The 26,191-nt window shown below is 70.7% G+C and carries 26 protein-coding genes; 13 read left to right on the top strand and 13 right to left on the bottom strand.

Translation table 11 applies throughout. The features are described from left to right. Positions 1-121 precede the first annotated feature (121 nt). Together secG and Cus16_RS01410 are read left to right on the top strand one after the other, a co-directional pair. The gene (gene secG, locus Cus16_RS01405) at positions 122-373 is read left to right on the top strand and encodes a preprotein translocase subunit SecG (RefSeq protein ID WP_058727797.1); all 252 of its coding nucleotides are present in this window, start codon (positions 122-124) and stop codon (positions 371-373) included. Positions 374-375: 2 nt separating this feature from the next. Then, positions 376-735 (top strand): RNA polymerase-binding protein RbpA, encoded by a 360-nt coding sequence (locus Cus16_RS01410; RefSeq protein WP_069710832.1) that lies wholly within the window; start codon positions 376-378, stop codon positions 733-735. A 472-nt stretch (positions 736-1,207) separates the two neighbouring features. Here Cus16_RS01410 and pgl read toward each other — a convergent pair whose 3' ends face one another. From pgl to tkt, 5 genes are all read right to left on the bottom strand, one after another. Next, on the bottom strand, positions 1,208-1,978 hold the full coding sequence (pgl, locus tag Cus16_RS01415) for a 6-phosphogluconolactonase (RefSeq protein ID WP_069710833.1): 771 nt from the start codon (positions 1,976-1,978) through the stop codon (positions 1,208-1,210). Positions 1,979-2,044: 66 nt separating this feature from the next. Then, complete coding sequence (locus Cus16_RS01420) at positions 2,045-2,989, bottom strand: glucose-6-phosphate dehydrogenase assembly protein OpcA (protein WP_069710834.1); 945 nt, start codon at positions 2,987-2,989, stop codon at positions 2,045-2,047. Continuing rightward, positions 2,986-4,524 (bottom strand): glucose-6-phosphate dehydrogenase, encoded by a 1,539-nt coding sequence (gene zwf, locus Cus16_RS01425; RefSeq protein ID WP_069710835.1) that lies wholly within the window; start codon positions 4,522-4,524, stop codon positions 2,986-2,988. Before zwf ends, Cus16_RS01420 begins: the two co-directional genes overlap by 4 nt. Before the next feature lie 196 nt (positions 4,525-4,720). Continuing rightward, positions 4,721-5,833: a transaldolase gene (tal, locus tag Cus16_RS01430; RefSeq protein ID WP_069710836.1), complete on the bottom strand. Its 1,113-nt coding sequence runs from the start codon at positions 5,831-5,833 to the stop codon at positions 4,721-4,723. A gap of 156 nt (positions 5,834-5,989) precedes the next feature. Further along, positions 5,990-8,083 (bottom strand): transketolase, encoded by a 2,094-nt coding sequence (gene tkt / locus Cus16_RS01435; RefSeq protein WP_069710837.1) that lies wholly within the window; start codon positions 8,081-8,083, stop codon positions 5,990-5,992. A 371-nt stretch (positions 8,084-8,454) separates the two neighbouring features. Here tkt and Cus16_RS01440 point away from each other — a divergent pair, with 371 nt between their 5' ends. Beyond that, positions 8,455-9,399, top strand: coding sequence for a heme o synthase (locus tag Cus16_RS01440; RefSeq protein WP_069710838.1), 945 nt, complete (start codon positions 8,455-8,457; stop codon positions 9,397-9,399). Positions 9,400-9,773: 374 nt separating this feature from the next. On the opposite strand, the gene Cus16_RS01445 is transcribed toward Cus16_RS01440, so the two are convergent. After that, positions 9,774-10,760, bottom strand: coding sequence for a COX15/CtaA family protein (locus tag Cus16_RS01445; RefSeq protein ID WP_083263606.1), 987 nt, complete (start codon positions 10,758-10,760; stop codon positions 9,774-9,776). 255 nt (positions 10,761-11,015) lie between these two features. On the opposite strand from Cus16_RS01445, the gene sufB reads away from it, so the two are divergent. From sufB to Cus16_RS01470, 5 genes are all read left to right on the top strand, one after another. Next, a complete protein-coding gene (gene sufB, locus Cus16_RS01450) occupies positions 11,016-12,434 on the top strand; it encodes a Fe-S cluster assembly protein SufB (RefSeq protein ID WP_069710839.1) in 1,419 nt (472 codons plus the stop codon). Further along, a complete protein-coding gene (sufD, locus tag Cus16_RS01455; protein ID WP_083263607.1) occupies positions 12,435-13,736 on the top strand; it encodes a Fe-S cluster assembly protein SufD in 1,302 nt (433 codons plus the stop codon). Beyond that, positions 13,736-14,062, top strand: coding sequence for a non-heme iron oxygenase ferredoxin subunit (locus tag Cus16_RS01460; RefSeq protein WP_083263608.1), 327 nt, complete (start codon positions 13,736-13,738; stop codon positions 14,060-14,062). The genes sufD and Cus16_RS01460 overlap by 1 nt, the downstream gene beginning before the upstream one ends. A gap of 61 nt (positions 14,063-14,123) precedes the next feature. Then, a complete protein-coding gene (gene sufC, locus Cus16_RS01465; protein ID WP_069710841.1) occupies positions 14,124-14,891 on the top strand; it encodes a Fe-S cluster assembly ATPase SufC in 768 nt (255 codons plus the stop codon). Continuing rightward, positions 14,891-15,220 carry a metal-sulfur cluster assembly factor gene (locus Cus16_RS01470; protein ID WP_069710842.1) on the top strand — a complete coding sequence of 110 codons (330 nt, stop codon included), beginning with the start codon at positions 14,891-14,893 and terminating at the stop codon, positions 15,218-15,220. Before sufC ends, Cus16_RS01470 begins: the two co-directional genes overlap by 1 nt. A 260-nt stretch (positions 15,221-15,480) precedes the next feature. Here the strand turns inward: Cus16_RS01470 and Cus16_RS01475 are convergent, their stop codons facing one another. Further along, positions 15,481-16,080 carry a biotin transporter BioY gene (locus Cus16_RS01475; protein ID WP_069710843.1) on the bottom strand — a complete coding sequence of 200 codons (600 nt, stop codon included), beginning with the start codon at positions 16,078-16,080 and terminating at the stop codon, positions 15,481-15,483. Between the two features lie 116 nt (positions 16,081-16,196). Here Cus16_RS01475 and Cus16_RS01480 point away from each other — a divergent pair, with 116 nt between their 5' ends. Continuing rightward, positions 16,197-17,795, top strand: a complete 1,599-nt coding sequence (locus Cus16_RS01480; RefSeq protein ID WP_069710844.1) for an ABC-F family ATP-binding cassette domain-containing protein — start codon at positions 16,197-16,199, stop codon at positions 17,793-17,795. Positions 17,796-17,866: 71 nt separating this feature from the next. Here Cus16_RS01480 and Cus16_RS01485 read toward each other — a convergent pair whose 3' ends face one another. The 3 genes from Cus16_RS01485 to Cus16_RS01495 are packed head-to-tail and all read right to left on the bottom strand — an operon-like array spanning position 17,867 to position 19,640. Then, complete coding sequence (locus tag Cus16_RS01485; protein WP_083263609.1) at positions 17,867-18,859, bottom strand: SURF1 family protein; 993 nt, start codon at positions 18,857-18,859, stop codon at positions 17,867-17,869. Then, positions 18,856-19,164, bottom strand: a complete 309-nt coding sequence (locus tag Cus16_RS01490) for a hypothetical protein (RefSeq protein WP_069710845.1) — start codon at positions 19,162-19,164, stop codon at positions 18,856-18,858. The genes Cus16_RS01485 and Cus16_RS01490 overlap by 4 nt, the downstream gene beginning before the upstream one ends. Next, a complete protein-coding gene (locus tag Cus16_RS01495) occupies positions 19,164-19,640 on the bottom strand; it encodes a DUF3099 domain-containing protein (RefSeq protein ID WP_069710846.1) in 477 nt (158 codons plus the stop codon). Before Cus16_RS01495 ends, Cus16_RS01490 begins: the two co-directional genes overlap by 1 nt. Positions 19,641-19,812: 172 nt before the next feature. On the opposite strand from Cus16_RS01495, the gene fabG reads away from it, so the two are divergent. Beyond that, positions 19,813-20,526, top strand: a complete 714-nt coding sequence (fabG, locus tag Cus16_RS01500) for a 3-oxoacyl-ACP reductase FabG (RefSeq protein WP_069710847.1) — start codon at positions 19,813-19,815, stop codon at positions 20,524-20,526. A 25-nt stretch (positions 20,527-20,551) separates the two neighbouring features. On the opposite strand, the gene serB is transcribed toward fabG, so the two are convergent. Next, entirely contained in the window at positions 20,552-21,190 is a 639-nt protein-coding gene (gene serB, locus Cus16_RS01505) for a phosphoserine phosphatase SerB (protein WP_069710848.1), read from the bottom strand. 77 nt (positions 21,191-21,267) lie between these two features. Continuing rightward, a complete protein-coding gene (locus Cus16_RS01510) occupies positions 21,268-22,509 on the bottom strand; it encodes a glucose-1-phosphate adenylyltransferase (protein ID WP_069711372.1) in 1,242 nt (413 codons plus the stop codon). Between the two features lie 47 nt (positions 22,510-22,556). Between Cus16_RS01510 and glgA the strand changes: the two genes are divergently transcribed. From glgA to Cus16_RS01525, 3 genes are all read left to right on the top strand, one after another. Beyond that, complete coding sequence (glgA, locus tag Cus16_RS01515; RefSeq protein ID WP_069710849.1) at positions 22,557-23,756, top strand: glycogen synthase; 1,200 nt, start codon at positions 22,557-22,559, stop codon at positions 23,754-23,756. A gap of 9 nt (positions 23,757-23,765) precedes the next feature. Beyond that, positions 23,766-24,548 (top strand): ABC transporter ATP-binding protein, encoded by a 783-nt coding sequence (locus tag Cus16_RS01520; protein ID WP_069710850.1) that lies wholly within the window; start codon positions 23,766-23,768, stop codon positions 24,546-24,548. A 134-nt stretch (positions 24,549-24,682) separates the two neighbouring features. After that, positions 24,683-24,931, top strand: a complete 249-nt coding sequence (locus Cus16_RS01525) for a type B 50S ribosomal protein L31 (RefSeq protein ID WP_022905175.1) — start codon at positions 24,683-24,685, stop codon at positions 24,929-24,931. A gap of 415 nt (positions 24,932-25,346) precedes the next feature. Here the strand turns inward: Cus16_RS01525 and Cus16_RS01530 are convergent, their stop codons facing one another. Next, positions 25,347-26,051, bottom strand: coding sequence for a 3'-5' exonuclease (locus Cus16_RS01530; protein WP_069710851.1), 705 nt, complete (start codon positions 26,049-26,051; stop codon positions 25,347-25,349). Between the last annotated feature and the right edge of the window lie 140 nt (positions 26,052-26,191).

The following is a 26,191-nucleotide window of genomic DNA, read 5'->3' on the forward strand; positions in this document are numbered from 1 at the left end:
CGCGTGACCGGCCTGGACCACGTCCGGCCCGCGTCGACTGCGGGCCACACCCGTGCCGGTGGCCCCGGTCGCTCCGGCGGCCCGGTACACTTGCAAGGCTGACTGACACGAAAGGTACGTCGTGGCGATTCTCTCCGTCGTGCTGCAGGTCCTGCTCGCGATCACGAGCCTCCTGCTCACGCTCCTCATCCTCCTGCACAAGGGCCGCGGTGGCGGCCTCTCCGACATGTTCGGCGGCGGCGTGACGAGCAACCTCGGGGCGTCCGGCGTCGCCGAGCGCAACCTCAACCGCATCACGGTGATCCTCGGTCTGGTCTGGATCGTGTCGATCATCGTGCTCGGTCTCATCAACAAGTTCACAGCGGGGAGCTGAACATGGCATCCGGAGGCAGTGCAATCCGAGGGTCGCGCGTCGGCGCAGGCCCCATGGGGGAGCAGGACCGCGGGGTCCAGGCAGAGCGTGTGGCGGTCTCGTACTGGGACGCACTCGGCAACGAGGTCGTGCGGTACTTCGCCGCGAACCTGCCCGACGACGAGATCCCGGAGACGGTTGACTCGCCGTCCACGGGCCTCCCGGCCGGTCGCGACAAGGAGAACCCTCCCGTCGTCGCGAAGACCGAGCCGTACAAGACGCACCTCGCGTACGTGAAGGAGCGCCGCACCGAGGAAGAGGCAGCGCAGCTCCTCGAGGACGCGCTGCAGCAGCTCCGCCAGCGTCGCGGTACCGCGAAGTAGCACCAGACGTCACGAAGGCCCCCGCACCGATCGGTGCGGGGGCCTTCGTCGTCCGCGGGAGGCGGCGCCGCGCTCGGCGCTGCGCCCGCTCGGACGCACCCGATCCCGCGCCCGAGCGGGCAGGACACGCCGTGCGTCGTCCGTCGGGCGGGCACGATCCGTCGTCGGTCGGCTGCGACCGTGACGGATACGGCCCGCTCGGCGGGGGCTCGGCGGAGGCTCGGCGGGGGCGCGACGGGCGTCCGGCGGGCGCACGCCCGGGCGACCGCCCCGGCCTGCCGGGCGGCCGCGAAGCGGCCGAGCGGGCAGGACATGCCGTGCGTCGTCCGTCGAGCGGGCACGACCCGTCGTCGGACGGCGCCGACCGTGACGGATCCGGCCCGCTCGGCGGGCGGGCACTGCCGGCACCGACGACGGACGGGAGGCGCGGTGCCAGCCGGCACCGCGCCTCCCGTCCGTCAGGGGGTCGCGATCAGTAGGTCGACGCGATGAGGTTCTCGGGGACCTCGCGCGCGGCGTCCTGGTCGACGAAGAACACCGTGCGCTTGCGGCCCTGCACGCCGCCGACGGGGACCTCGTCCACCGCGGCGCCGGCCAGGGCGAGCCCGAGGACGGAGGCCTTCTCGGCGCCGGACAGGATCACCCAGACGCGCTGCGAGGCGTTGATCACCGGGAACGAGAGCGTAAGGCGCTGCGGCGGCGGCTTGGGGGAGTCGTCGACCGTCAGGACGGCACGGTCCGTGACGGACAGCTGCGGGAACTCCGGGAAGAGCGACGCCGTGTGGCCGTCCGGCCCGACACCGAGCAGCGAGATGTCGAAGCGCGGCGCGACGGCACCCTCGGGGGCGGCGTCCTGCAGTTCGCGCTCGTACTGCGCGGCGGCCTCGTCGATGGTGAGGCCGGCGTCCGACGGCGCCATCGGGTGGATGTTCGCCTGCGGGATGTCGACGTGGTCGAAGAAGTCGGTCTGCGTGCCCGTGACGTTGCGGTCCGCGTCGCCCTCGGCGACCCAGCGCTCGTCGACCCACCAGACGTGGACCTTCGACCAGTCGACGCTCTCGCGAGCCGGCGACTGACCGATGGCGGCGAGCACCAGGGACGACACCGAGCCACCGCTGATCGCGATGTCGGCACGCTCCTGCTCGTCGAGCACGTCGATGATCTTCGTGATGAAGCGAGCGGCGACCGATGCGCCGAGGGCCTGCTTGTCCGGGTGTACGAGCACCCGTCGTTCGTTGGTCACGTGACTCCCGTGTTGGTGGGCCGGCCGGTCGGACGCCGGGTGACGTCCGACCGGCCGGGAGGGTGGTCAGCCCGCGATCGACTCGCGGATCTGGGGCACCCCGTGCTTGACGACGTCTCCGAAGAGGACGTCCGGGTCGAGTCTACGGAGTTCCTCTGCGAGGCAGTCACGCAGGTTGCGCCGCGGGAGCGACAGGTCGTGCGTGGGCTGCCCCGGCATCGACAGCGTGGCGACGTCGACGAGCGAGCGCTCGAGGTCGATCGGACCCGACGCCCGCTCGAGCTTCACGCCGTGGATGCCGCTCGAGCCCGTCGCACGGGGCGACGTGACGACGGCGACGGGGACCTGCAGCTGCAGCCGGAGCCACGCGGCGAGGAGGATCGTGGACGGGCTGTCGCTCGCCCCCGAGACCTCGACGGACGTGATCGACTCGTACGGCGGCTGGTCGAGCGCCGCGGCGAGCTGGTTCCGCCAGAGCGTCAGACGGGTCCAGGCGAAGTCGGTGTCGCCGGGGACGTACGAGCGGCCGAGCGCCTCGATCGCGCCGTTCGGGTCCTTCTGCGCGGCGGCGTCGGTGATGCGGCGCTGCGCGATCCGGCCCAGCGCGGACGCCGCGGGCTGCTCGGGCGCGGTCTGCGGCCACCACGCGACGACGGGCGCGTCGGGGAGGAGCAGGCCGGTGACCAGGCTCTCCTCGTCCGTGGCGGTCTCGCCGTAGGCGCGGAGGACGATGACCTCGCTGGCGCCCGCGTCGCTGCCGACGCGGATCTGCGCGTCGAGGCGACCGGGGGACTTCGTGTCGCCGTCGTTCTTCGACACGATGATCACGCGCATCGGGTGCTCGCGCGAGGCCTCGTTCGCCGCCGAGATCGCCTCTTCCTCGTGGCCGAGGCCGGTCGAGATGATCAGCGTCAGGACGCGACCGAGGGCGACGGCGCCGCCCTCCTCGCGGATGTGGACGAGCTTCTTCTGGATCTTCGAGACCGTGGTGTTCGGCAGGTCGATCTTCATGGACGCCTCCAGGTACGGCCGTCGCGGGCGAGGAGGTCGTCGGCGGACGACGGCCCCCACGTGCCGGGACGGTACTGCTCGGGCTGGCCCTGCGTGGCCCAGAACTCCTCGATCGGGTCGAGGATCTTCCACGACAGTTCCACCTCTTGGTGACGGGGGAACAGGGGCGGGTCGCCGAGGAGCACGTCGAGGATGAGTCGCTCGTACGCCTCCGGCGATGCCTCGGTGAACGCGTGGCCGTAGCCGAAGTCCATCGTCACGTCGCGCACCTGCGTGCCGACGCCGGGGACCTTGGAGCCGAACCGGAGCGTGACGCCCTCGTCCGGCTGCACGCGGATGACGAGCGCGTTCTGCCCGAGCGGCGCCTGCGTGTTGCCGTAGACGTCCTCGGGGACGCGCTTGAACACGATCGCGATCTCGGTGACACGACGGCCCAGGCGCTTGCCGGCGCGCAGGTAGAACGGCACGCCCTGCCAGCGTCGGGTCGCGATGTCGAGCTTGATCGCCGCGTAGGTCTCGGTCGTCGACTCGGGGTTCATCCCCGCCTCGTCGAGGAAGCCGAGCACCTTCTCGCCGCCCTGCCACCCACCGGCGTACTGGCCGCGGGCCGTCGCCGTGGCGAGGTCCTCCGGCAGCCGCACGGCCGAGAGCACCTTCTCCTTCTCGGCGCGGAGGTCCGCGGCCTTGAACGAGACGGGCTCCTCCATCGCCGTGAGGGCGAGGAGCTGCAGCAGGTGGTTCTGGATGACGTCGCGGGCCGCGCCGATGCCGTCGTAGTAGGCGGCACGTCCGGCGACGCCGATGTCCTCGGCCATCGTGATCTGCACGTGGTCGACGTAGTTCGAGTTCCAGATGGGTTCGTACATCTGGTTGGCGAAGCGGAGCGTCAGGAGGTTCTGGACGGTCTCCTTGCCGAGGTAGTGGTCGATGCGGAAGACGTCGTCGGGCGCGAAGACGCTCTCGACGATCGCGTTCAGCTCGCGCGCGGTGCGGAGGTCGGAGCCGAACGGCTTCTCGACGACCACACGGCTCCAGGAGCCCTCGCGCTTCTCGGTCAGCCCGGACAGCTTGAGCTGCTCGGTGACGACCGGGAACATCTTCGGCGGGATCGACAGGTAGAACGCGTGGTTCCCGAGCGTGCCGCGCTGCGCGTCGAGCTCGTCGACGGTGCGCTTCAGCTCGCGGAACGCCTCGGGGTCGTCGAACGAGCCCTGGACGAAGCGGATGCCCTGTTCGAGCTGCTTCCAGACGGCCTCGTCGAACGGGGTGCGGGAGTGCTCCTGGACCGCGTCGTGCACGAGCTGGGAGAAGTCCTGGTCCTCCCAGTCGCGGCGGGCGAACCCGACGAGTGCGAACCCGGGCGGCAGGAGCCCCCGGTTCGCCAGGTCGTAGACCGCGGGCATCAGCTTCTTGCGGGACAGGTCGCCCGTCACACCGAAGATGATGAGGGTGCTGGGTCCCGCGATCCGGTTCAGACGGCGATCGGTCGGCAGTCGGAGCGGGTTGTGCTCCGGGGTGACAGCCACCGGTGACATGAGTCGGTGAACTCCTTGTAGGTCGAACGGAGACGGCGGAGCGCTGCGCTGCTGTGGCAGCGGCGACTCCGCCGTCGTGGTGGTCGGGTCCGGCCGGGAGGCGCGCATCGCGCCCGGCGGGCAGGTCCTGACCGAGGGTGCCCGCGTCAGGGGGACGGTGGTGCCGTCCCCGCGACACGAAGGCTCCGGTTCCTGCTTACTTCGCGTTCTCGAGCGCGGTCTTCACCGTGTCGACGAGCTCGCCCCAGGAGACGTTGAACTTGTCCACGCCCTCCTTCTCGAGCAGCGCCACGACGTCGTCGTAGTCGACACCCTGGGCGGCGATCTGGTCCATGACCTGCTGGGCGCCGTCGAACGAGCCGGCGATGGCGTCGCCGTGGATCTCGCCGTGGTCGAACGTGGCGTCGAGCGTCTTGCCCGGCATGGTGTTGACGGTGTTCGGCGCGGCGAGCTCGGTCACGTAGAGCGTGTCGGGCAGCGACGGGTCCTTGACACCGGTCGACGCCCAGAGCGGACGCTGCGTGTTGGCACCGGACTCGAGCAGGCCCAGGGCGCGCTCGGTGGCGAACTGCTCGGTCCAGACCTGGTACGCGAGCTGCGCGTTGGCGATGCCGGCCTTCGACTTGAGGGCCTTCGCCTCGTCGGTGCCGACGGCGTCGAGGCGCTTGTCGATCTCGGAGTCGACGCGCGACACGAAGAACGAGGCGACCGAGTGGATCTTTGAGAGGTCGTGGCCGGCGGCCTTGGCCTTCTCGAGGCCACCGAGGTAGGCGTCGATGACGGCGCGGTAGCGCTCGAGCGAGAAGATCAGCGTGACGTTGACCGAGATGCCGGCACCGATGACCTCGGTGATGGCCTCGAGGCCCTCGAGGGTCGCGGGGATCTTGATGAGGACGTTCTCGCGACCGACCTTGTCGAACAGGAACTTCGCCTGCTCGATGGTCTTCTGCGTGTCGTGGGCCATGCCCGGCTCGACCTCGATCGAGACGCGGCCGTCGAAGCCCTTGGTCTCGTCGTAGATCGGCTTGAAGACGTCGGAGGCGTTCGCGACGTCCTGCGTGGTGATCTCGAAGATCGCCTCGGTGACGTCGGTGCCCTTCGCCGCGAGCTCCTTGACCTGCGAGTCGTAGCGCTCGCCCTTGGCGAGGGCCGACGCGAAGATCGTCGGGTTCGTGGTGACGCCGACGACGTTCTTCTGCTCGATGAGCTCGGTGAGCTTTCCGGTCTCGAGGAGCTCACGCGACAGGTCGTCGAGCCAGATGCTGACGCCGACCTCGGAGAGGGCGGCGGTGGGGGTGTTCTCAGCCATGGGTTTCTCTTCTTCTTTCGTCGACCGGCCCGGTCTGCGTGACGCGACCGGGGCCGTGGTGTCGTGGTCTGGAGGCCGGGAGGCGCGGGGCGGGCCCGCTGCGTGCCTCCCGGCAGAGGGGCCGGACCCGGCGTACCGGATCCGGCCCCTCGTGGGTCAGGACGCTGCGATCGATTCCTTGGCGGCTGCGACCACGTGCTCCGTGGTGAAGCCGAACTCGGCGAAGAGTCGCTGGTAGTCGGCCGATGCACCGAAGTGCTCGATCGACACGCTGCGGCCCTTGTCGCCGACGATGTCGCGCCAGCTCATCGCGATGCCGGCCTCGACCGAGACGCGCGCGGTGACGGCCTTCGGCAGGACCTGCTCGCGGTAGCTCTCCGACTGCTCGAAGAACCACTCGAGCGACGGGGCGCTCACGACGCGGGCGTTGATGCCCTCGCCCTTGAGCTGCTCGCGGGCGTCGACGGCGATCTGGACCTCGGAGCCGGTCGCGATGAGGATCACGTCCGGGGTGCCGTTCGGCGCCTCGGCCAGCACGTACGCACCCTTGCCGACGTTCTTCGCCGAGGCGAAGGTGTCGCCGGACGCCTCGCCCTCGCCGCGCTCGAACACGGGGAGGTTCTGGCGGCTCAGCGCGATGCCGGCCGGGCGGTCCTTGTGCTTGAGCATCTCGAGCCAGGCGTACGAGACCTCGTTCGCGTCGGCCGGACGGACGACGTCGAGACCCGGGATCGCGCGGAGCGCGGTGATCTGCTCGATCGGCTGGTGCGTCGGGCCGTCCTCGCCGAGGGCGATGGAGTCGTGGGTCCAGACGTAGATCGCCGGCGCCTTCATGAGCGCGGCGAGACGGACCGCCGGACGCATGTAGTCGCTGAAGATCAGGAAGGTGCCGCCGAAGGGGCGGGTGTTCCCGTGCAGGACGATGCCGGACAGGATCGAACCCATCGCGTGCTCGCGGATGCCGAAGTGCAGCACGCGGCCGTACGGGTCGGTGCTCCAGGTCTTCGTCGACGCCTCGGCCGGACCGAAGGACTTCGCGCCCTCGATCGTGGTCAGGTTCGACTCGGCGAGGTCCGCCGAACCGCCCCAGAACTCGGGCATGAGCGGCGCGATGGCGTTGATGACCTTGCCGGAGGCGGCGCGGGTCGAGACGGCCTTCTCGGTCGGGAAGACCGGCAGCGCCTCCTCGAGGCCCTCGGGGAGCTCGCCCGCGTTGATGCGGTCGAGCATGGCCTTCTTCTCCGGGTTGGCAGCAGCCCACGCGTCGAAGGTCTTCGTCCACTCGGCGTGCTCGGCCTGCCCCTTGGTGATCGCACCGCGGGTGTACTCGAGGACCTCGGGGTCGACGTGGAAGGTCTGCTCGGGGTCGAAGCCGAGGACCTCCTTGAGGCCCTTGAGCTCCTCGCCGCCGAGGGCGGAGCCGTGGATCTTGCCGGAGTTCTGCTTGGTCGGCGACGGCCAACCGATGATCGTCTTGAGGACGATGAGCGACGGCTTCGTCGTCTCGGCCTTGGCGGCCTCGACGGCGCGGTACAGCTCCTCGACGTCCTCGGAGTACTCGCCGGTCTTCTTCCAGTCGACGTGCTGCACGTGCCAGCCGAGCGCCTCGTAGCGGGCGGCGACGTCCTCGGAGAACGCGATGTCGGTGTCGTCCTCGATCGAGATCTGGTTCGAGTCGTAGAAGACGACCAGGCGACCGAGCTGCTGGCGGCCCGCGAGGCTCGCGGCCTCGTTCGTGACGCCCTCCTGCATGTCACCGTCACCGGCGATCACGTAGGTGAAGTGGTCGAACGGCGACTCGCCGTCGGCGGTCTCCGGGTCGAACAGGCCGCGCTCGAAGCGCTGCGCGTAGCCGAAGCCGACGGCCGAGGCGAGGCCCTGGCCCAGCGGGCCGGTGGTGATCTCGACACCGTCGGTGTGGCCGTACTCCGGGTGACCCGGGGTCTTCGAGCCCCACTTGCGCAGGTGCTGCAGGTCCTCGAGCTCGAGGCCGTAGCCGTGCAGGTAGAACTGCACGTACTGGAGGATCGAGGCGTGGCCCGCGGAGAGGATGAAGCGGTCGCGGCCGATCCAGGTGGAGTCGCTGGGGTCGCGACGCATCACCTTCTGGAAGAGCAGGTGGGCGACGGGCGCGAGGCTCATCGCGGTGCCGGGGTGACCGTTGCCGGCGGCCTCGACCGAATCGGCGGCGAGGACGCGCGCCGTGTCGACGGCCTTCCTGTCGATGGCGTCCCAGGTGAATTCAGCCACTTGGATGTTGACCCTTCGTTGTTGCGACATGTGCGAGGGCTCGTGCCATCGCACGGACATGATCGCCGTCCCGGGGCCGGATGTCGTGTCGCCGTACGACGGCGGCCGACCGGCTCGATGCGGCCGACGTCATCGGGGCGCGCACTGCGGGAGGCCCCTCCAGCATAGTGACCACGCACACAGAAGGTGTCCAGGTGACGACGGTGCCGTGTCGGGCGTCGGCCCGGGCGGCGGGGCGGGGCAGCATCGCGGCGCCTCGATGGCCTAAACTAGGGACGGCCCGTGTGCATTCCGGGTCGACGCACGCCCCGACGGTGACGGAGCCGCCCACCGAGCGTGCGAGCTGACGCGAACGGACTGAGGTTCCCCTGTTGACTGCCACCGCGACCCGGCCCGACACCGATCGACCCCGCTCGTCGCTGTCCCGCAAGGTCCGGGCGTACGTCTCGCTGACGAAGCCCCGGGTCATGGAGCTGCTGCTCGTGACCACGGCGCCGACGATGTTCCTGGCGGAGCGCGGCGTGCCGGACCTGTGGCTCGTGTTCTGGACGATGCTCGGCGGCGCCATGTCCGCCGGGTCCGCCTCGGCCTTCAACTGCTACATCGACCGCGACATCGACCGGCTGATGAAGCGGACGAGCACGCGCCCCCTCGTCACCGGGGAGCTCTCCGACCGCGAGGCCCTGGTGTTCTCGTGGGTGCTCGCCGTGCTGTCCACCGCGGTGCTCGGGTTCCTCGTGAACTGGCTCGCCGCGGCGCTCAGCGTCATCGCGATCCTCATCTACGTGTGCGTCTACACGCTGTGGCTCAAGCGCCGCACGCCGCAGAACATCGTGTGGGGCGGGTCGGCCGGCTGCATGCCCGTGCTCATCGGGTGGGCCGGGGTCACCGGGTCGCTGACCTGGGCGCCCGTCATCCTGTTCATGGTGATCTTCCTCTGGACGCCGCCGCACTACTGGCCGCTGTCGATGAAGTACCGCGACGACTACGACGCCGCCGACGTCCCGATGCTCGCGGTGGTCCGCGGCCGCACGGTGGTCGGGCTCCAGGTCGTGCTGTACGCCTGGGCGACGCTCGTCTGCTCGCTGCTGCTCATCCCGGTCGCGAACATGGGGCCGCTCTACACGGTCGTCGCGCTGGCCGGCGGGATCTGGTTCGTCGTCGAGTCGCACCGCCTGTACTCGCGGGCGATCCAGCACGTCGAGCAGGTCCACCCGATGCGCGTGTTCCACAGCTCGATCACGTACCTGACGCTGCTGTTCATCGCGGTGGGCATCGACCCGCTGCTGCCGCAGGTCTTCACCTTCTCGCTGTAGCGCGGGTCCGCCCCAGCGCACGAGACGCCGCCGGTCCCCGGCGGCGTCTCGTGCGTCCGGGCACGTGCGGGGGCGAGCTGGCGCTGTCGCTGGTGCGCGTGGGGCGTGCAGGTGCCCGACCACCGGACGGGAGGCGCGGTGCGGGCGGGTGGTGCGCCTCTCCCGTCCGGTGCGTGGTCGCGCGACGGACCCGGACGCGCCGGACGCCGCCCGGGTCGCGAGACGCCGTCGGATGCGGCGTCGTCTCGCCGCGTCGCCGGCGTCTCGCGTGTCCGCTCCGTTGCCACCTCCCGGAACGACGACATCCCACGCGTCGATCGACGTGTGGGATGTCGACGCGTGGGATGTCGGTAGAACGGTGCCGTCGGCGCGGCTCAGGCGGCGACGCGCTCCCGGTGGGCCGAGCGGCCGGCACTCGCGCGCGTCGAGAGCACCAGGACGGTGACGGCGCCGACGAGCAGCCCCGCGAGCACCATGTGCGTGCCCACGAGCCCCACCGGCAGGCCCGTGCGCGCCTGGGTCAGCCCGACGGCGATCTGCACGAACTCGACGACCAGCAGCAGGAGCGCCCACCGGCTCAACGTCCGCAGCAGCACCGCCCCGACGACGAGGACCAGCGTGAGTCCGAACAGGACGTAGGCGGGCACCGCGTGCAGGTGCTCCATGAGCTGTGGGTCGAAGCCCGTGCGGTGCAGTCGACCGCCGTCGACGGCCTCGTCGGCCCCGGCGTGCGGCCCGGACCCCGTGGTGAGGATGCCGACGAGCACCGTGACCGCGGTGGCGGCGACGGTGCCCCGGACGACGCCGGTGTACCAGGCCGGCACCAGTCGGGCGGCGGCACGCGGACCGTTCATCGACCGATGGACGAGGGTCGCGGTGACCGCGACGAGCGTCGTCGAGACGACGAAGTGCAGGCCGACGACGAAAGGGTTGAGGTTCGTCAGCACGCTCAGGCCGCCGATGACGGCCTGCACCGGGATGGCGATGCCCTGGGCGAACGCGAGCCAGAACAGCTCGGGACGCGTCCGGCGCATCCGGACGACCGCGAGGAACATCGCGATCGCGACCACGACGAGCACGAAGGTGAGGAGCCGGTTCCCGAACTCGATGACGCCGTGGACGCCCATCTCGGGCGTCGACACGAGCGACTCGGCGGTGCACTTCGGCCAGGTCGGGCAGCCGAGGCCCGACGCCGTCAGCCGGACGAGGCCGCCCGTGCCGATGAGCACGACCTCGACCACGAACGAGGCCCAGGCCAGCCAGATCACGCGACGGTCGACGGCGCGGGGGAGCGACCACCACCGCGGGTTGCGGGTGTCCGGCTGGACGTCCTGCTCGACGGTGGGTCCGACGCGAGTCACGAGGGTGGTGCCTTCCTGTTGTTCCGTGCGGTGAACCTGTAGGATTCGAGGGTTCAGCGGCAGTCAAGTCTAGGCAGGCGCCGGCTCCGAATGGGCCGTGTTCGCCGGTGGGACCCGAGACTCCGTGGAACCATCGACGTTGCGGGGCAGCAGCGCCGTGGCTCCTCCTGTCGGAGGTCCGCGGTGGAATGGCGTCCGGACGTCCCGGGTTGTCACCCGGAGACGCTGCTTCTGCGAGAAGGAAACGAGGAGACCATGTCCGACGTGCTCATCGACCGTCCCGAACTCGAAGGGCTCGGCCAGTACGAGTTCGGCTGGTCCGACTCCGACAGTGCCGGTGCCTCCGCTCGACGCGGCATCTCCGACGAGGTGGTCAGCGACATCTCCGCCCGCAAGGACGAGCCGGAGTGGATGCGCAAGCTCCGCCTCAAGGCGCTGACGCTGTTCGACCGCAAGCCGATGCCCTCGTGGGGCGCGGACCTGTCGGACATCGACTTCGACAACATCAAGTACTTCGTGAAGTCCACGGAGAAGCAGGCCCAGACCTGGGAAGAGCTGCCCGAGGACATCCGCAACACCTACGAGCGTCTCGGCATCCCCGAGGCCGAGCGCCAGCGCCTCGTCGCCGGCGTCGCCGCGCAGTACGAGTCCGAGGTCGTCTACCACCAGATCCGCGAGGACCTGGAGGAGCAGGGCGTCATCTTCATGGACACCGACACGGCGCTGCGCGAGCACCCCGAGTTCTTCGAGGAGTACTTCGGCTCCGTGATCCCGGCCGGCGACAACAAGTTCGCCGCTCTGAACACCGCCGTCTGGTCCGGCGGGTCGTTCGTCTACGTCCCGAAGGGCGTGCACGTCGAGATCCCGCTGCAGGCCTACTTCCGGATCAACACCGAGAACATGGGACAGTTCGAGCGGACGCTGATCATCGCGGACGAGGACTCCTACGTCCACTACATCGAGGGCTGCACCGCCCCGATCTACAAGTCGGACTCGCTGCACTCGGCCGTGGTCGAGATCATCGTGAAGAAGAACGCCCGCGTGCGCTACACGACGATCCAGAACTGGTCGAGCAACGTCTACAACCTCGTCACCAAGCGTGCGATCGCGCACGAGGGCGCGACGATGGAGTGGATCGACGGCAACATCGGCTCCAAGGTCACGATGAAGTACCCGTCGATCTACCTCGCCGGCGAGCACGCCAAGGGCGAGACGCTCTCCGTCGCGTTCGCCGGCCCCGGCCAGCACCAGGACGCCGGCGCGAAGATGGTCCACATGGCGCCGTACACAACGTCGTCGATCGTCTCGAAGTCGATCGCCCGCGGCGGCGGCCGCGCCGGGTACCGTGGTGAGGTCCGGGTGGACCCGGCCGCGCACCACGCCGCGAACACCGTCCGCTGCGACGCGCTGCTCGTCGACACCATCAGCCGTAGCGACACCTACCCGGCGATCGACATCCGGGTCGACGACGTCCAGCTCGGGCACGAGGCCACGGTCTCGCGCGTGAGCGAGGAGCAGCTCTTCTACCTGATGTCCCGCGGCATGCCGGAGGACGAGGCGATGGCGATGATCGTCCGTGGCTTCATCGAGCCGATCGCCCGCGAGCTCCCGATGGAGTACGCGCTCGAACTCAACAAGCTCATCGAGATGAGCATGGAAGGATCCGTCGGCTAGATGTCGAACACCAGCACCAACCCGACACCGACCGACGGGACCACCCCCGCGCCCCGCATCGACCAGCCGGTCGAGCCCTCGGCGGCGGCGCAGGGCACCGAACAGCACGGCGCTCGCGCGCACTCCGACGGCGGCTGGGACGCGAAGGTCCCCGTGCAGACCCGCTCGGAGCGCCCGCAGTCCGGTGACCTCGACGCCTTCCCGCCGGTGACCGGCCGCGAGGTGAACTGGAAGTTCGCACCGCTGGCGAAGCTCCAGCCGCTGCTCGACGGTGGCCTGGACGGCTCGGCGTACCCGTTCCTCGCCCGGCAGACCGAGGGCGCGGACGTCGAGTGGGGTCGCAGCGACGACCCGGCCGTCGGCTCCGCCGGGCTGCCCGAGGACCGCGCTGCGGCCGCGGCGTGGACCGCACGTGACGCGGTGCTCAAGGTCACCGTCAAGGCGACCGAGGCGCACGAGTCGATCTCGATCACCCGCTCGGACTTCGGCACGCAGCCCCGCGCGGCTCACACGGTCATCACGGCCGAGCAGCACGCGCAGGGCATCGTCGTGATCGACAACCGCGGCTCGGCGCTCCTCAGCGAGAACGTCGAGATCGTCGTCCGCGACGGTGCTCGGCTCACGGTCGTCAGCCTCCAGGACTGGGACGACGACGCCGTGCACGTGTCGACGCAGTTCGCCGAGGTCGGCCGTGACGCCTTCCTCAAGCACGTGGTGGTCTCGCTCGGCGGCGACGTCGTCCGGGTCAACCCCTCGACGCACCTCGGCGCGCAGGGCGCGGACACCGAGATGTACGGCGTGTACTTCGCCGACGCGGGGCAGTACATCGAGCAGCAGGTGTACGTGAACCACGACGCACCGAACACCCGCGGCCGCGTCAACTACAAGGGCGCGCTGCAGGGCGAGGGTGCGCACACCGTGTGGATCGGCGACGTCCTCATCGGCCGCGCCGGTGACGGCACCGACTCGTACGAGCAGAACCGCAACCTCGTCCTCACCGACGGCACGCGTGCGGACAGCATCCCGAACCTCGAGATCGAGACGGGCAACATCGAGGGCGCCGGCCACGCGAGTGCGACCGGTCGCTTCGACGACGAGCAGCTGTTCTACCTGCAGGCCCGCGGCATCCCGGAAGAGGAGGCCCGTCGCCTCGTCGTGCTCGGCTTCCTCGTCGAGGTCATCCAGAAGATCGGCGCGCCCGAGCTCGAGGAGCGCCTCATCGCCGCTGTGGAGCAGGAGCTCGCCGACGGCCGCACCGCGGTCGCGGCGGTCGACCCCGAGGCCGAGCAGGCGGACGCCTGATGGCCGAGAAGGTCTGCGCCGAGTCCGAGATCGCCGTCGACAGCCCGATGCGCGCGGTCGTCGACGGCACGGCCGTCGCGATCGTGAAGGACTCCGCGGGCACGGTGCACGCCATCGGCGACACCTGCACCCACGGGGACATCTCGCTGGCCGAGGGCTTCGTCGAGGGCGACACGCTCGAGTGCTGGGCCCACGGGTCGCGGTTCTCGCTCGCCACCGGCAAGCCGCAGAACTTCCCCGCGTACGAGCCCGTGCCGGTCTTCCGGGTCGAGGTCCGCGACGGCGACGTCTACGTCGACGTGCACGACCCGGTCCCGGTCGACTGACCAGCGCCCCACTGCTTCCGCGGCTGACGCCGCACCTGACGCTTCAACCGAAGGAACGTGAATGTCCACTCTCGAAATCCGTGACCTGCAGGTCTCGATCGACACCGACCAGGGTGTCAAGGAGATCCTCAAGGGCGTCGACCTGACGATCAACGAGGGCGAGATCCACGCGATCATGGGCCCGAACGGCTCCGGCAAGTCGACCCTGGCCTACACGATCGCCGGGCACCCCCGGTACAACGTCGTCGGTGGCTCGATCACGCTCGACGGCGAGGACGTCCTCGCGATGAGCGTCGACGAGCGCGCCCGCGCCGGCATGTTCCTCGCGATGCAGTACCCGGTCGAGATCCCCGGCGTGACGGTGTCGAACTTCCTCCGCACCGCCAAGACGGCGATCGACGGCGAGGCACCGGCGCTGCGCGGCTGGGTCAAGGACCTCCGCCAGTCGATGGCCGACCTCAAGATGGACTCGTCGTTCGCTGAGCGCAACGTCAACGAGGGCTTCTCGGGCGGCGAGAAGAAGCGCCACGAGATCATGCAGCTCGAGCTCCTCAAGCCGAAGTTCGCCGTGCTCGACGAGACCGACTCCGGCCTCGACGTCGACGCGCTCAAGATCGTCTCCGAAGGCGTCAACCGTGCCAAGGTCGCCACCGGCTTGGGCGTGCTGCTCATCACGCACTACACGCGCATCCTCCGCTACATCAAGCCGGACTTCGTGCACGTGTTCGTGGCGGGCAAGGTCGCCGAGCAGGGCGGCCCGGAGCTCGCCGAGCGCCTGGAGAACGAGGGCTACGACCGCTACGTGCAGGCCGCGGCGGCGGGCAACTGATGATCGCCGCACTCACCCCGGAGAAGTTCGACGAGGTCGTCGAGGGCCTCAAGGAGGTCCAGGACCCGGAGCTCGGCGTCAACATCGTCGACCTCGGCCTGATCTACGACCTCGCGATGGACGACGAGGCGAACGCACTCGTGATCAGCATGACGCTGACGAGCGCGGGCTGCCCGCTCACCGACGTCATCGAGGGCGACACCGCGAACGCGCTCGACGGCATCGTCGACGCGTTCCGCATCAACTGGGTGTGGATGCCGCCGTGGGGTCCGGAGCGGATCACCGACGACGGGCGCGAGATGATGCGCGCGCTCGGCTTCTCGATCTAGACGCCACCACGGAGGGACGGGAGGCGCGCTGCCGGCTGGCACCGCGCCTCCCGTCCGTCGTCGGTGGGGCGTCGGGCGCGGCCCGAGTGGGCGAGATCCGTCACGATCGACCGTTCCCGGCGACAGCAACTGCTCGTCCGGCGAGCGACGCACGGCGTGTCCTGCACGCTCGCGTGGCGAGCGGGGCGCGCTGGAGCGTTCGGGCACGGACGACGAGGGGCCCCGCACCGGACGGTGCGGGGCCCCTCGTGTCGGTCGCGTCAGCGGCGGCCGACCAGCTTCCACGCCAGGGGCAGGACGCCGGCGGCGATGAGCGCCTTGGCGACCCCGCCGACGATGAACGGGTACAGGCCGGCGGCGAGCACCGACTGCAGGTCGTTCGGCAGACCGAGTGCGCCGAGTGCGACGGCGAGGTACGGCAGACCGGTCACGAACGGGATCGCGCTGGCGAGCAGCATCGCGACGGTGGCGCGGCCGACCTTCCGGTCCCAGTTGCGACGGGCGAGCCAGCCGATGACGCCCGCGGCCGGGACGAAGCCGATCACGTAGCCGAAGCTCGGGAGCGCGAGGGCCTGCAGGCCGCCCTGCATGTCGGCGAAGAACGGGGCACCGGCGAGGCCGGCGACCGCGTAGACGAGCAGCGCGAGCATGCCGCGGCGGGCGCCGAGCGTCGCGCCGACGAGCACGACCGCCAGGGTCTGGCCCGTGACCGGCACCGGCCACATCGGGACCTCGAGCTGCGCGAGCGCCGCGGTGAAGAGGGCACCGCCGGCCACGAGGGCGGCGTCGGTGGCGAGGCCCGAGGTGCGGATGCGGTCGGCGAGGACTGCGCGGCGAGCGAACCCGGTGGCGTTCGTCATGGATTCTCCTAGAATGGACTGCTGGTCCCGTTCGAGGACCATCGGTCCCGTCAGCGTAGCGGTGCACCTCCCGCACACGTCGTTGTGCACATCACCAACTGATTGGACGTCCTCTAGTGCTTGCCGTGCACGACCTCGAGATCCGTGTCGGGGCCCGCCTCCTCATGGAGAACGTGTCCTTCCGTGTCGAGAAGGGTGACAAGATCGGCCTCGTCGGGCGCAACGGCGCCGGCAAGACCACGATGACCAAGGCGCTGGCGGGTGAGTCGCAGCCGACCGACGGCAAGATCGACCGCTCCGGCGAGATCGGCTACCTGCCGCAGGACCCGCGGTCGGGCAACCCGGAGGACACCGCGCGGAAGCGGATCCTCGACGCCCGCGGTCTCGGCGAGCTCGTCGAGGGCATCCGTCAGGCGACGCTCGACATGGCGAGCGAGGACGCCGACGTCGCCGAGAAGGCCATGCGCCGCTACAGCCGGCTCGACGACCAGTTCAACGCGCTCGGCGGCTACGCGGCCGAGGCCGAGGCCGCCTCCATCGCGTCGAACCTCAAGCTGCCGGACCGCATCCTCGACCAGCCGCTCGGGACGCTCTCCGGTGGTCAGCGCCGCCGCATCGAGCTCGCGCGCATCCTGTTCTCGGACGCCGAGACGATGATCCTCGACGAGCCGACGAACCACCTCGACGCCGACTCGATCGTCTGGCTGCGGGAGCACCTCAAGACATACCCGGGCGGCGTCATCGTCATCTCCCACGACGTCGAGCTGGTCGACGAGGTCGTCAACCGCGTGTTCTACCTCGACGCCAACCGGCAGACCATCGACGTCTACAACATGGGGTGGAAGCTGTACCAGCGGCAGCGTGCCGCCGACGAGGAGCGCCGCCGCAAGGAGCGCGCGAACGCCGAGAAGAAGGCCGCCACGCTCAAGGACCAGGCCGCCCGCTTCGGCGCGAAGGCCACGAAGGCCGCGGCGGCGCACCAGATGGTCGCGCGCGCCGAGAAGCTCCTCGCGGGCCTCGAGGACGAGCGCGCCGTCGACCGCGTCGCGAAGCTGCGGTTCCCGACGCCCGCGGCATGCGGCCGCACCCCGCTCATGGCCGAGGGGCTGTCGAAGTCGTACGGCTCGCTCGAGATCTTCGCCGGCCTCGACCTGGCGATCGACCGCGGCTCGCGCGTCGTCATCCTCGGCTTCAACGGCGCCGGCAAGACGACGCTGCTCCGGATCCTCGCGGGCGCCGACCAGCCGGACACGGGCGAGATCCTGCCCGGGCACGGCCTGCGCATCGGGTACTACGCGCAGGAGCACGAGAACATCGACGTGAACCGCTCGGTCATCGAGAACATGGTGTCGGCGTCGCCGAACCTCACCGAGACCGAGGCACGACGGGTGCTCGGGTCGTTCCTCTTCACCGGCGACGACGGCTACAAGAAGGCAGGCGTCCTCTCCGGCGGTGAGAAGACGCGCCTGTCGCTCGCGATGATCGTCGTCTCGGGCGCGAACGTGCTGCTCCTCGACGAGCCCACGAACAACCTGGACCCCGCGTCCCGCGAGGAGATCCTCGGCGCGCTGGCCGGGTACGAGGGCGCGGTCGTCCTCGTGTCGCACGACGCCGGCGCGGTCGAGGCGCTGAACCCGGAGCGCGTGCTCCTGCTGCCGGACGGCACCGAGGACCACTGGAACAAGGACTACGCGGAGCTCATCGAGCTGGCGTAGCCGGAGACGGACGGGAGGCCCGTGGCGGAGTCCGCCACGGGCCTCCCGTCCGTCCGGCGGTCGCCGTGCGGTCAGCGACCCGCGTTCAGCAGTTCGTCCTCGACCTCGTCGTCGGACCGCGGCTTGGCGTCCTTGCGCCGCTGCCGCTCCAGCGCGCGCTCGCGCTCCTCGGGGTCGTCCTGGTTGAGGTTCCGGTACTCCTGCACCATCAGGTACGCCAGGAAGCCAAAGCCGCCGGCCGCGAACAGGAACCACTGGATGAAGTAGCTGAGGTGGAGCCCGGTGTCGGCACTCGGGCGGTCCCACCCCAGCGGGCGGGCTTCGTCCGGCGCGGGGGACTCCGCGGCGAGCTGCCCGTAGGCGCCCGTCCAGATCGGGGTGTCGACCTTCGCCGCGACGTCGGCGAGCGTCACGGACTGCACCTGGTCGGTGTGGGCGGGATCGGTGCGGCCGGGGATGCGGGGCTCGCTCTGCTGCAGGCGCGCGGTGACCGTCACCTCGCCGCTCGGCGGGGCGGGCACGTGGTCCGGGGCGTCCTGCCGGTTCCCCGTCGGCACCCAGCCGCGGTCCACGACGAACGCCCGACCGTCGGCGGTGACGAGCGGGGTGAGGACCTCGAAGCCCGGCTGGCCGTTGTGCACGCGGTTGCGCACCAGGAGCTGGTCGGTGACGTCGTAGCGGCCCGTCACCTCGACCCGCAGCCACTGCTGGTCGTCGCTCCAACTCGACGCCCGGGGGAGCGCCTGGTCGACGGGCACGGGGGTGTGGTCGTAGTTCTGCGCGATCTGCTCGTTCTGGCGGACGGCCTCGTTGCGGCGGTCCCACTGCCACATGCCGAACAGGGTGCAGACGATCGCGAAGGCGACCGCGATCGCGAAGTAGCCGAGCCAGCGACGGCTGCGGACGAAGCCCCAGCCGACGAACGGGTCCGGTGCGCCTCCGGGCGCCGGAGCGTCGTCGTGGTCGAGCACCGCCGTCGGACCGCGGTGGCCGGCCGCCGCACGCTGGATCTTCGCCGCGTGCTTCCGGCCGTAGCGGGCGCTCGGGTCGAACTCCTCCGTCATCGTCCGGTGCCGCTGGAGCGCACCCCGACGTCGTTCTTCGGGGCGTCCTCGCGGGCACGGACGTCGTCGAGGTGGTCGACGTCCTCGTGCATGCCGGTCACGCGGACCGGGAACGAGCGGGAGCGCAGGTAGTCGGCGAGGAAGTCGCAGTGCTCCTCGCAGGCGGCCCAGATCTTCACGCGGTCGATGGCGTGGATGCGCGGGTTCCGCCAGTTCACACGCCACTCGGCGGTGTTCGTGCAGCCGGCGCGTGAGCAGACCGGCGTCGAACCGGGCTCGGTGAACAGGTCGAACGTCGCCCCCATCAGCGGCGTGCCCGGGGCTTGGCGGACCAGACGCGGGAGCGGTCACCGTTCCGCTGCCACTCCTCCTGCGCGTGCTGCGCCTGCTCGCGGAGGCGCTCCTGCTCGGCGCGGTACGCCTCGGCACGGGCGTCCTCCTGCCGTTCGCGGAGGCGCGGGTCGACGGCGTCGTACAGCTCGATGGCGCCCGCCGGGGACACGATGTCGCTCTCGGCGTGGCTGCCGGCGTTCGCGAGGATGACCGCGACCCACGGGATGACGGCGGCGAGGACGATCGGGATCACCGCGAGCCACGAGTGCCAGGTCGTCCAGATGAGCACGGCGCCGATGAAGCACACGACGCGGACGGCCATCTGCCAGACGTACTTCGACAGCCGGTGTGCGCGATCGAGTTCGGGGGAGTCCGGCAGTGACGTGATGCTCTGCGTGGAACCCGAGGTGGTGTGCGTCGCGTGGAACCGGCGCTGCGTCGACTTCATACGGTGTTCTTCCATTCGCCCGGATCCCAGCCTAAGCCCGCACCACCGACAGTGGGCCCGCCGCGCGGGGGACAGCTGCGGGGACCGGCTCCGGTACGCTCGTCCGGGCGTGTCCGGCGGTCCTCGCGACCGTGGTGCGCCGTGTCACCACCACTCGAACGGAAGCGCGATCATGACCACCTCTCGTACCGTCCTCGTCACCGGCGGCAACCGCGGCATCGGCCACGCCCTCGCGGCCCGCTTCGTCGCCGCCGGACACCGCGTCGCCGTCACGTCCCGCAGCGGCCAGGGCGGCCCCGAGGGCGCGCTCACCGTCGCCGCCGACATCACGGACTCGGCCTCGGTCGACGCCGCGTTCACGCAGGTCGAGGCCGAGCTCGGCCCGATCGAGGTGCTCGTCGCCAACGCCGGCATCACGAACGACCAGCTGCTGCTCCGCATGTCCGAGGAGGACTTCACGAGCGTGGTCGACACGAACCTGACCGGCACCTTCCGGGTCGTCAAGCGCGCCACGAAGGGCATGATGAAGGCGAGGTTCGGCCGGATCGTGCTGATGTCGAGCGTCGTCGGTGCCTACGGCCAGGTCGGCCAGGTCAACTACGCGTCGTCGAAGGCCGCGCTCGTCGGCATGGCCCGGTCGATCACCCGTGAGCTCGGCTCGCGGGGCATCACGGCGAACGTCGTGGCGCCGGGCTTCATCCAGACGGACATGACCGCGGCGCTGCCGGAGGAGCTGCAGGCCGAGTTCAAGAAGCAGATCCCGGCGGCGCGCTACGGCACCGTGGACGACGTCGCCGACGCCACGCTGTTCCTGGCGAGCGACGGCGCGGGGTACGTCTCCGGGGCGGTCATCCCGGTCGACGGCGGTCTCGGGATGGGCCACTAGGCCGAGACTCGGGGCGCGCGGCGGCTCAGCCGCGCAGCCCCAGCGCGGCGAGCACCGGCGAGAGGTCGCGGTCGACCACCGCCACGTCGGCCTCGGCGCGGACGCGCGGCTTCGCGTCGAAGGCGACCGACAGCGCCGCGACGCGCATCATCTCGAGGTCGTTCGCCCCGTCGCCGACCGCGACGGTGTGCGCCGCTCCGACCCCGTCGGCACCGGCCCACTCGTGGAGCGCGGCCGCCTTGGCGTGCGCGTCGACGACCTCGCCGAGCACCCGCCCGGTGAGGACGCCGTCGACCACCTCGAGCCGGTTCGCCCGGCAGTGGTCGAGGCCGAGCCGCTCGGCGAACGGGTCGAGGACCTCGTGGAAGCCGCCGGACACCACGCCGACGGTCCCGCCCGCGGCGTGGACGCCGCGGACCAGCTCGTCGGCTCCCCGTGTGACGCGGACCGCCTCCTGCGCGCGCGCGGTGACGTCGGCCGGGAGGCCCGCCAGGGTCGCGACCCGCTCCCGGAGGCTCTCGGCGAAGTCGATCTCCCCGCGCATGGCGCGCTCCGTCACCGCCTGCACCTGTGGCCGGGTCCCGGCATGGTCGGCGAGCAGTTCGATGACCTCGTCCTCGAGCAGCGTGGAGTCGGCATCGAGGACGACGAGGAAGCGTGGCACGGACCAACGGTACCGACAGCAGGAGGCGCGGCCGACGTCCGTGACGTCAGCCGCGCCTCCAGGCCGGTTCCGAGGTGTCAGGCCTCGACGCGGACCCCCTTGCCCACGACCGTGATGCCCGACTCGGTCACCGTGAAGCCGCGGCCCTCGTCCGTCTCGCGGTCGACGCCGACCTGCGCGCCCGGGGCGATCACCACGTCCTTGTCGAGGATGGCGCGGTTGACGACGGCGCCGGCCCCGATCGAGGCGCGTTCGAACACGATCGAGTCGAGGACCTTCGCGCCCGAGTCGATCCCGCACCAGGGGCCGATGACGCTGCGCTCGACCTGGGCGCCGGACAGCAAGCAGCCGAGCGCAACGATCGAGTCGACGGTCGAACCGGTGTTGCCGTTCGCGTCGCGCACGAACTTCGCCGGCGGCAGGTTCGTCTGCTGGTTGAAGATCGGCCAGTCCTGGTTGTACAGATTGAAGACCGGCACCGGGGCGATGAGGTCCATGTGCGCGTCGAAGAACGAGTCGATCGTGCCGACGTCGCGCCAGTAGTAGCGGTCGCGCTCGTTCGAACCGGGGACGTCGTTGCGCTGCAGGTCGTACACGCCGGCGTCGCCGCGGGCCACGAAGTCCGGCACGATGTCGCCGCCCATGTCGTGCGCGCTCGACTCGATCTGGCCGTCACGGAGCACGGCGTCGACGAGGGCGTCGGCGTCGAAGACGTAGTTGCCCATCGACGCGAGGATCTCGCCGGGGGAGTCCGCGAGGCCGACGGCGTCCTTCGGCTTCTCGAGGAAGGCGTCGATCTTGGTGGGGTCGTCCTGGTCGACCTGGATGACACCGAACTGGTCGGCGAGCCCGATCGGCTGACGGATCGCCGCGACCGTGGCACTGCGGCCGGAGGCGATGTGGGCCTCGATCATCTGGTGGAAGTCCATGCGGTAGACGTGGTCGGCACCGACCACGACCACGATGTCGGGGCGCTCGTCGCGCAGCAGGTTGAGCGACTGCAGGATGGCGTCCGCCGAACCGGCGAACCACCGCTTGCCGAGTCGCTGCTGCGCCGGCACCGACGCGACGTAGGACCCGAGCAGCCCCTCCATGCGCCAGGTCTCGGCGACGTGGCGGTCGAGACTGTGCGACTTGTACTGCGTCAGGACGACGATCTTCTGCAACCCGGAGTTGACCAGGTTCGAGAGCGCGAAGTCGATGAGGCGGAAGTTCCCACCGAACGGGACAGCGGGCTTCGCGCGGTCGGCCGTGAGCGGCATGAGCCGCTTGCCCTCGCCTCCGGCGAGCACGATGCCGAATACCTTCTTTGGTGCCATGTGGTTCACAGTAGGCGTCCGGACAGTGAACCCGTTACGTTGAGTCCGTGCGAGTCGATCTACTGACCAGGGAGTATCCGCCGGAGGTCTACGGCGGAGCGGGTGTCCACGTGGCCGAGCTCACGGCTGCGCTGCGGTCGGGGACGGACACGGACGTGCGGGTGCGGGCCTTCGGTGGCCACCGCGACGAGCAGGGCGTGACGGCGTACGGCACGCCCGCCGGGCTCGAGGGCGCGAACGGCGCCCTGCAGGCGCTGGGCACCGACGTGGCCATCGCCGCCGACGTCGCGGGTGCCGATCTCGTGCACTCGCACACCTGGTACACGAACGCCGCCGGGCGGATCGCGCAGCTCACGCACGGCATCCCGCACGTGGTGACCGCGCACAGCCTCGAGCCGCTGCGCCCATGGAAGGCCGAGCAGCTGGGCGGCGGCTACCGCCTGTCGAGCTGGATGGAGCGCGAGGCGTTCGAGCAGTCCGACGGCGTCATCGCGGTGTCGAAGGCGATGCGCGCCGACATCCTCCGTTCCTACCCGTCGATCGACCCGGCCAAGGTGCACGTCGTCTACAACGGCATCGACATCGACGAGTGGAAGCCCACCGTCGACGAGGACGCCGTCCGCGCCCTCGGGATCGACCCGACGCGCCGCTCGGTCGTCTTCGTCGGACGCATCACCCGGCAGAAGGGCCTGCCCTACCTGCTCCGCGCCGTGGCGTCCCTGCCGTCGGACGTGCAGATCGTCCTGTGCGCCGGCGCGCCCGACACCCCGGAGATCATGGCCGAGGTCACCGGGCTCGTCGAGTCGCTGCGGCAGCAGCGCGACGGCGTCGTGTGGATCGACCGGATGCTCGAGCACCGCGAGATCGTCAACGTGCTCTCGTCCGGGACGGTCTTCGTCTGCCCGTCGATCTACGAGCCCCTCGGCATCGTGAACCTCGAGGCCATGGCGTGCGGCATCCCCGTCGTCGGCACGCGCACCGGCGGCATCCCCGAGGTCGTGGCCGACGGCCTGACCGGACGCATCGTGCCGATCGACCAGGCGCAGGACGGTACCGGCACGCCGAACGACCCGGACCGGTTCGTCGCGGACCTCGCGGCCGGGCTCGAGGAGGTCCTCGCCGACGAGGGGCTCGCGAAGCTCATGGGACGCGCCGGACGCATGCGCGTCGAGAGCGAGTTCACGTGGGACGCGATCGCACGGCGGACACGGCAGGTCTACGACGGGGTGCTCGCCCGGAAGCCGTAGGCTGGGGCCATGCCCTCGGTCGTGCGCTTGTCAGACGTCTCCGTGGTCCGCAACGGGGCCACCATCCTCGACGGGATCTCGTGGGAGGTGCAGGACGACGAACGCTGGGTGGTGCTCGGCGCGAACGGCGCCGGCAAGACGACGCTGCTCCAGGTCGCGGGCGCCCAGACCTTCCCGACGTCGGGTGATGTCGAGGTGCTCGGCACCGAGCTCGGCGGGGCCGACCTGTTCGAGCTGCGGCCGCGCATCGGCTTCGCCTCGACGGCGCTCGCCCGGCGCATCCCGGTGACCGAGAAGGTCCTCGACGTCGTCCTCACCGCCGCGTACTCGGTCACCGGCCGCTGGAACGAGGAGTACGAGGAGCTCGACGTCCGTCGTGCCCAGCGCGTGCTCGACGAGTGGGGCCTCGGCGACTTCACCGAGCGGACGTTCGGCGAGCTGAGCGACGGCGAGCAGAAGCGGGTGCAGATCGCCCGCGCCGTGATGACCGACCCCGAGGTGCTCTTCCTCGACGAGCCGGCGGCGTCGCTCGATCTCGGCGCCCGCGAGAGCCTCGTCCGGACGCTCGGCGGCTACGCCCAGAGCAGCGACTCGCCGGCGATCGTCATCGTGACCCACCACGTCGAGGAGATCCCCGCCGGCTTCACGCACGCCCTCGTGCTCGCCGACGGCCGCATCCAGGCCGCCGGTCCCGTCGACGAGGTCCTGACCGCCGCCACGCTCTCCGAGGCGTTCGGGATCGAACTGACCGTGTCGAAGGACGCCGGTCGGTACACGGCACGCGCCGTCTGACGCTCCCGATCACGGCCGTCGTCTGGTAACGTGGACGGCTGGCGCACGCCGCAGACTTCCCGCGCGGTGGCCACCCGGGTCCGCCCGGACCGGGCATCCGCGCACCTCCCACCATCTCCAACCGAGGAATCTCCATGAAGACCGACACCCACCCCGAGTACAACGCCATCGTCTTCCGCGACCTGGCCTCCGGTGAGACGTTCCTGACGCGTTCGACCGCGACCAGCGACAAGACCATCGAGCTCGACGGTGCGACCTACCCGGTCATCGACGTCGAGATCTCGTCGGCGTCGCACCCGTTCTACACGGGCAAGCAGCGCATCCTCGACTCGGCCGGTCGCGTCGAGAAGTTCAACCAGCGCTTCAAGGGCTTCAGCAAGTAGGCAGCCCCCGCGCTCGAACGGGCGGTCCTCCTGCGGGAGGGCCGCCCGTTCTGCGTCGCGGGCGCGACGCGTGCGCCGGGTCGCCGGGCGGGCGCGGCGCCGGGCGCGCGCGGCGCCGGGCGCGCGCGACGCCGGGCGCGCGCGACGCTGGGCGGACGCGGTGTCGAACCACGTGTGCGACGTCGAACCCGAGTGTCGGCCTAGTTCGATGTCGCATCCGTGGTTCCGCACGTGCGGCGCCGCCGCGTTCCGGAAGCGCGCGCCGCTCCGGCATCACGGAAGGCACGTCGCGCCATGCGATCGCGTGGTGCGACGTGTTCTCCGTTGTGCGGACGACACGGCAGCGGCGGCCGGGAGGCGCGGTGCCACCCCGCCACGCCGCTCGCGCGGGCAGAACGCGGCGTCGCCGACGCGCTCAGGCGTTGCGGTGCGGCCAGCGCCCGTCGGCGGTGAAGGACGGGTCGCGCTGCTTGCGCATGTACTCCTGGAACGAGGTCGCCTGGTCGGAGCACCAGCCGACCTGCTTGCGGTGGAGCTCCTCGGCGGAGATGCCGAGCTCCTCCGGGTACTTCGCGGCGAGGGCCTGCGCGACGCGTCCGGCAGCGACGGCGTCGGCCTGGGCGTCGTGCGCGTCGGAGAGGGTGACGCCGTACAGCTCGGACGCGGCCTCGAGCGTGCGCTTGCCCTTCCGGTACGTGTCGAGCGCCTTGTCCATCACGAGCGGGTCCACGACGTTGCCGATGACGGGGGAGGCGAAGCCGTGCCGCTTGGCCTCGCGGTCGAGCACGGTGAGGTCGTACGGGGCGTTGTAGATGACGAGCGGGATCCCGCGGGCGAACACGGCCTCGACCGCGGCGATGACCTCGGCGACGACCTCGCTCGCGGGGCGACCCTCGGCCTGGGCGCGCTCGGTCGTGTAGCCGTGCACGGCCGCGGCCCCCTCGGGGATCGCGATGCCCGGGTCGGCGACCCACGCGCCGCCGACGATGGAGCGGCCCGTCATGTCGATCAGGCCGACGTGGGCGGTGACGATGCGCGCAGTCTCGACGTCGACGCCGGTGGTCTCGAGGTCGAACACGCCGAGGGCGTGCCACCACGGGCGTCCGCTGAGGTCCTGCATCCCGGGGGAGGCTGGTGCGGGCGTGTCGAGCGTGGTTCCGGTGTACGTCACGTCCCGAGGCTAACGGGACGCACCGACACGGTCCACGCGACCCGCCTCGTCGGCGGTGAGCCGCGCCTCCCGTCCGGCCACGACGACCA

This window comes from Curtobacterium sp. ER1/6, assembly GCF_001742745.1.
Classification (GTDB): domain Bacteria; phylum Actinomycetota; class Actinomycetes; order Actinomycetales; family Microbacteriaceae; genus Curtobacterium; species Curtobacterium citri.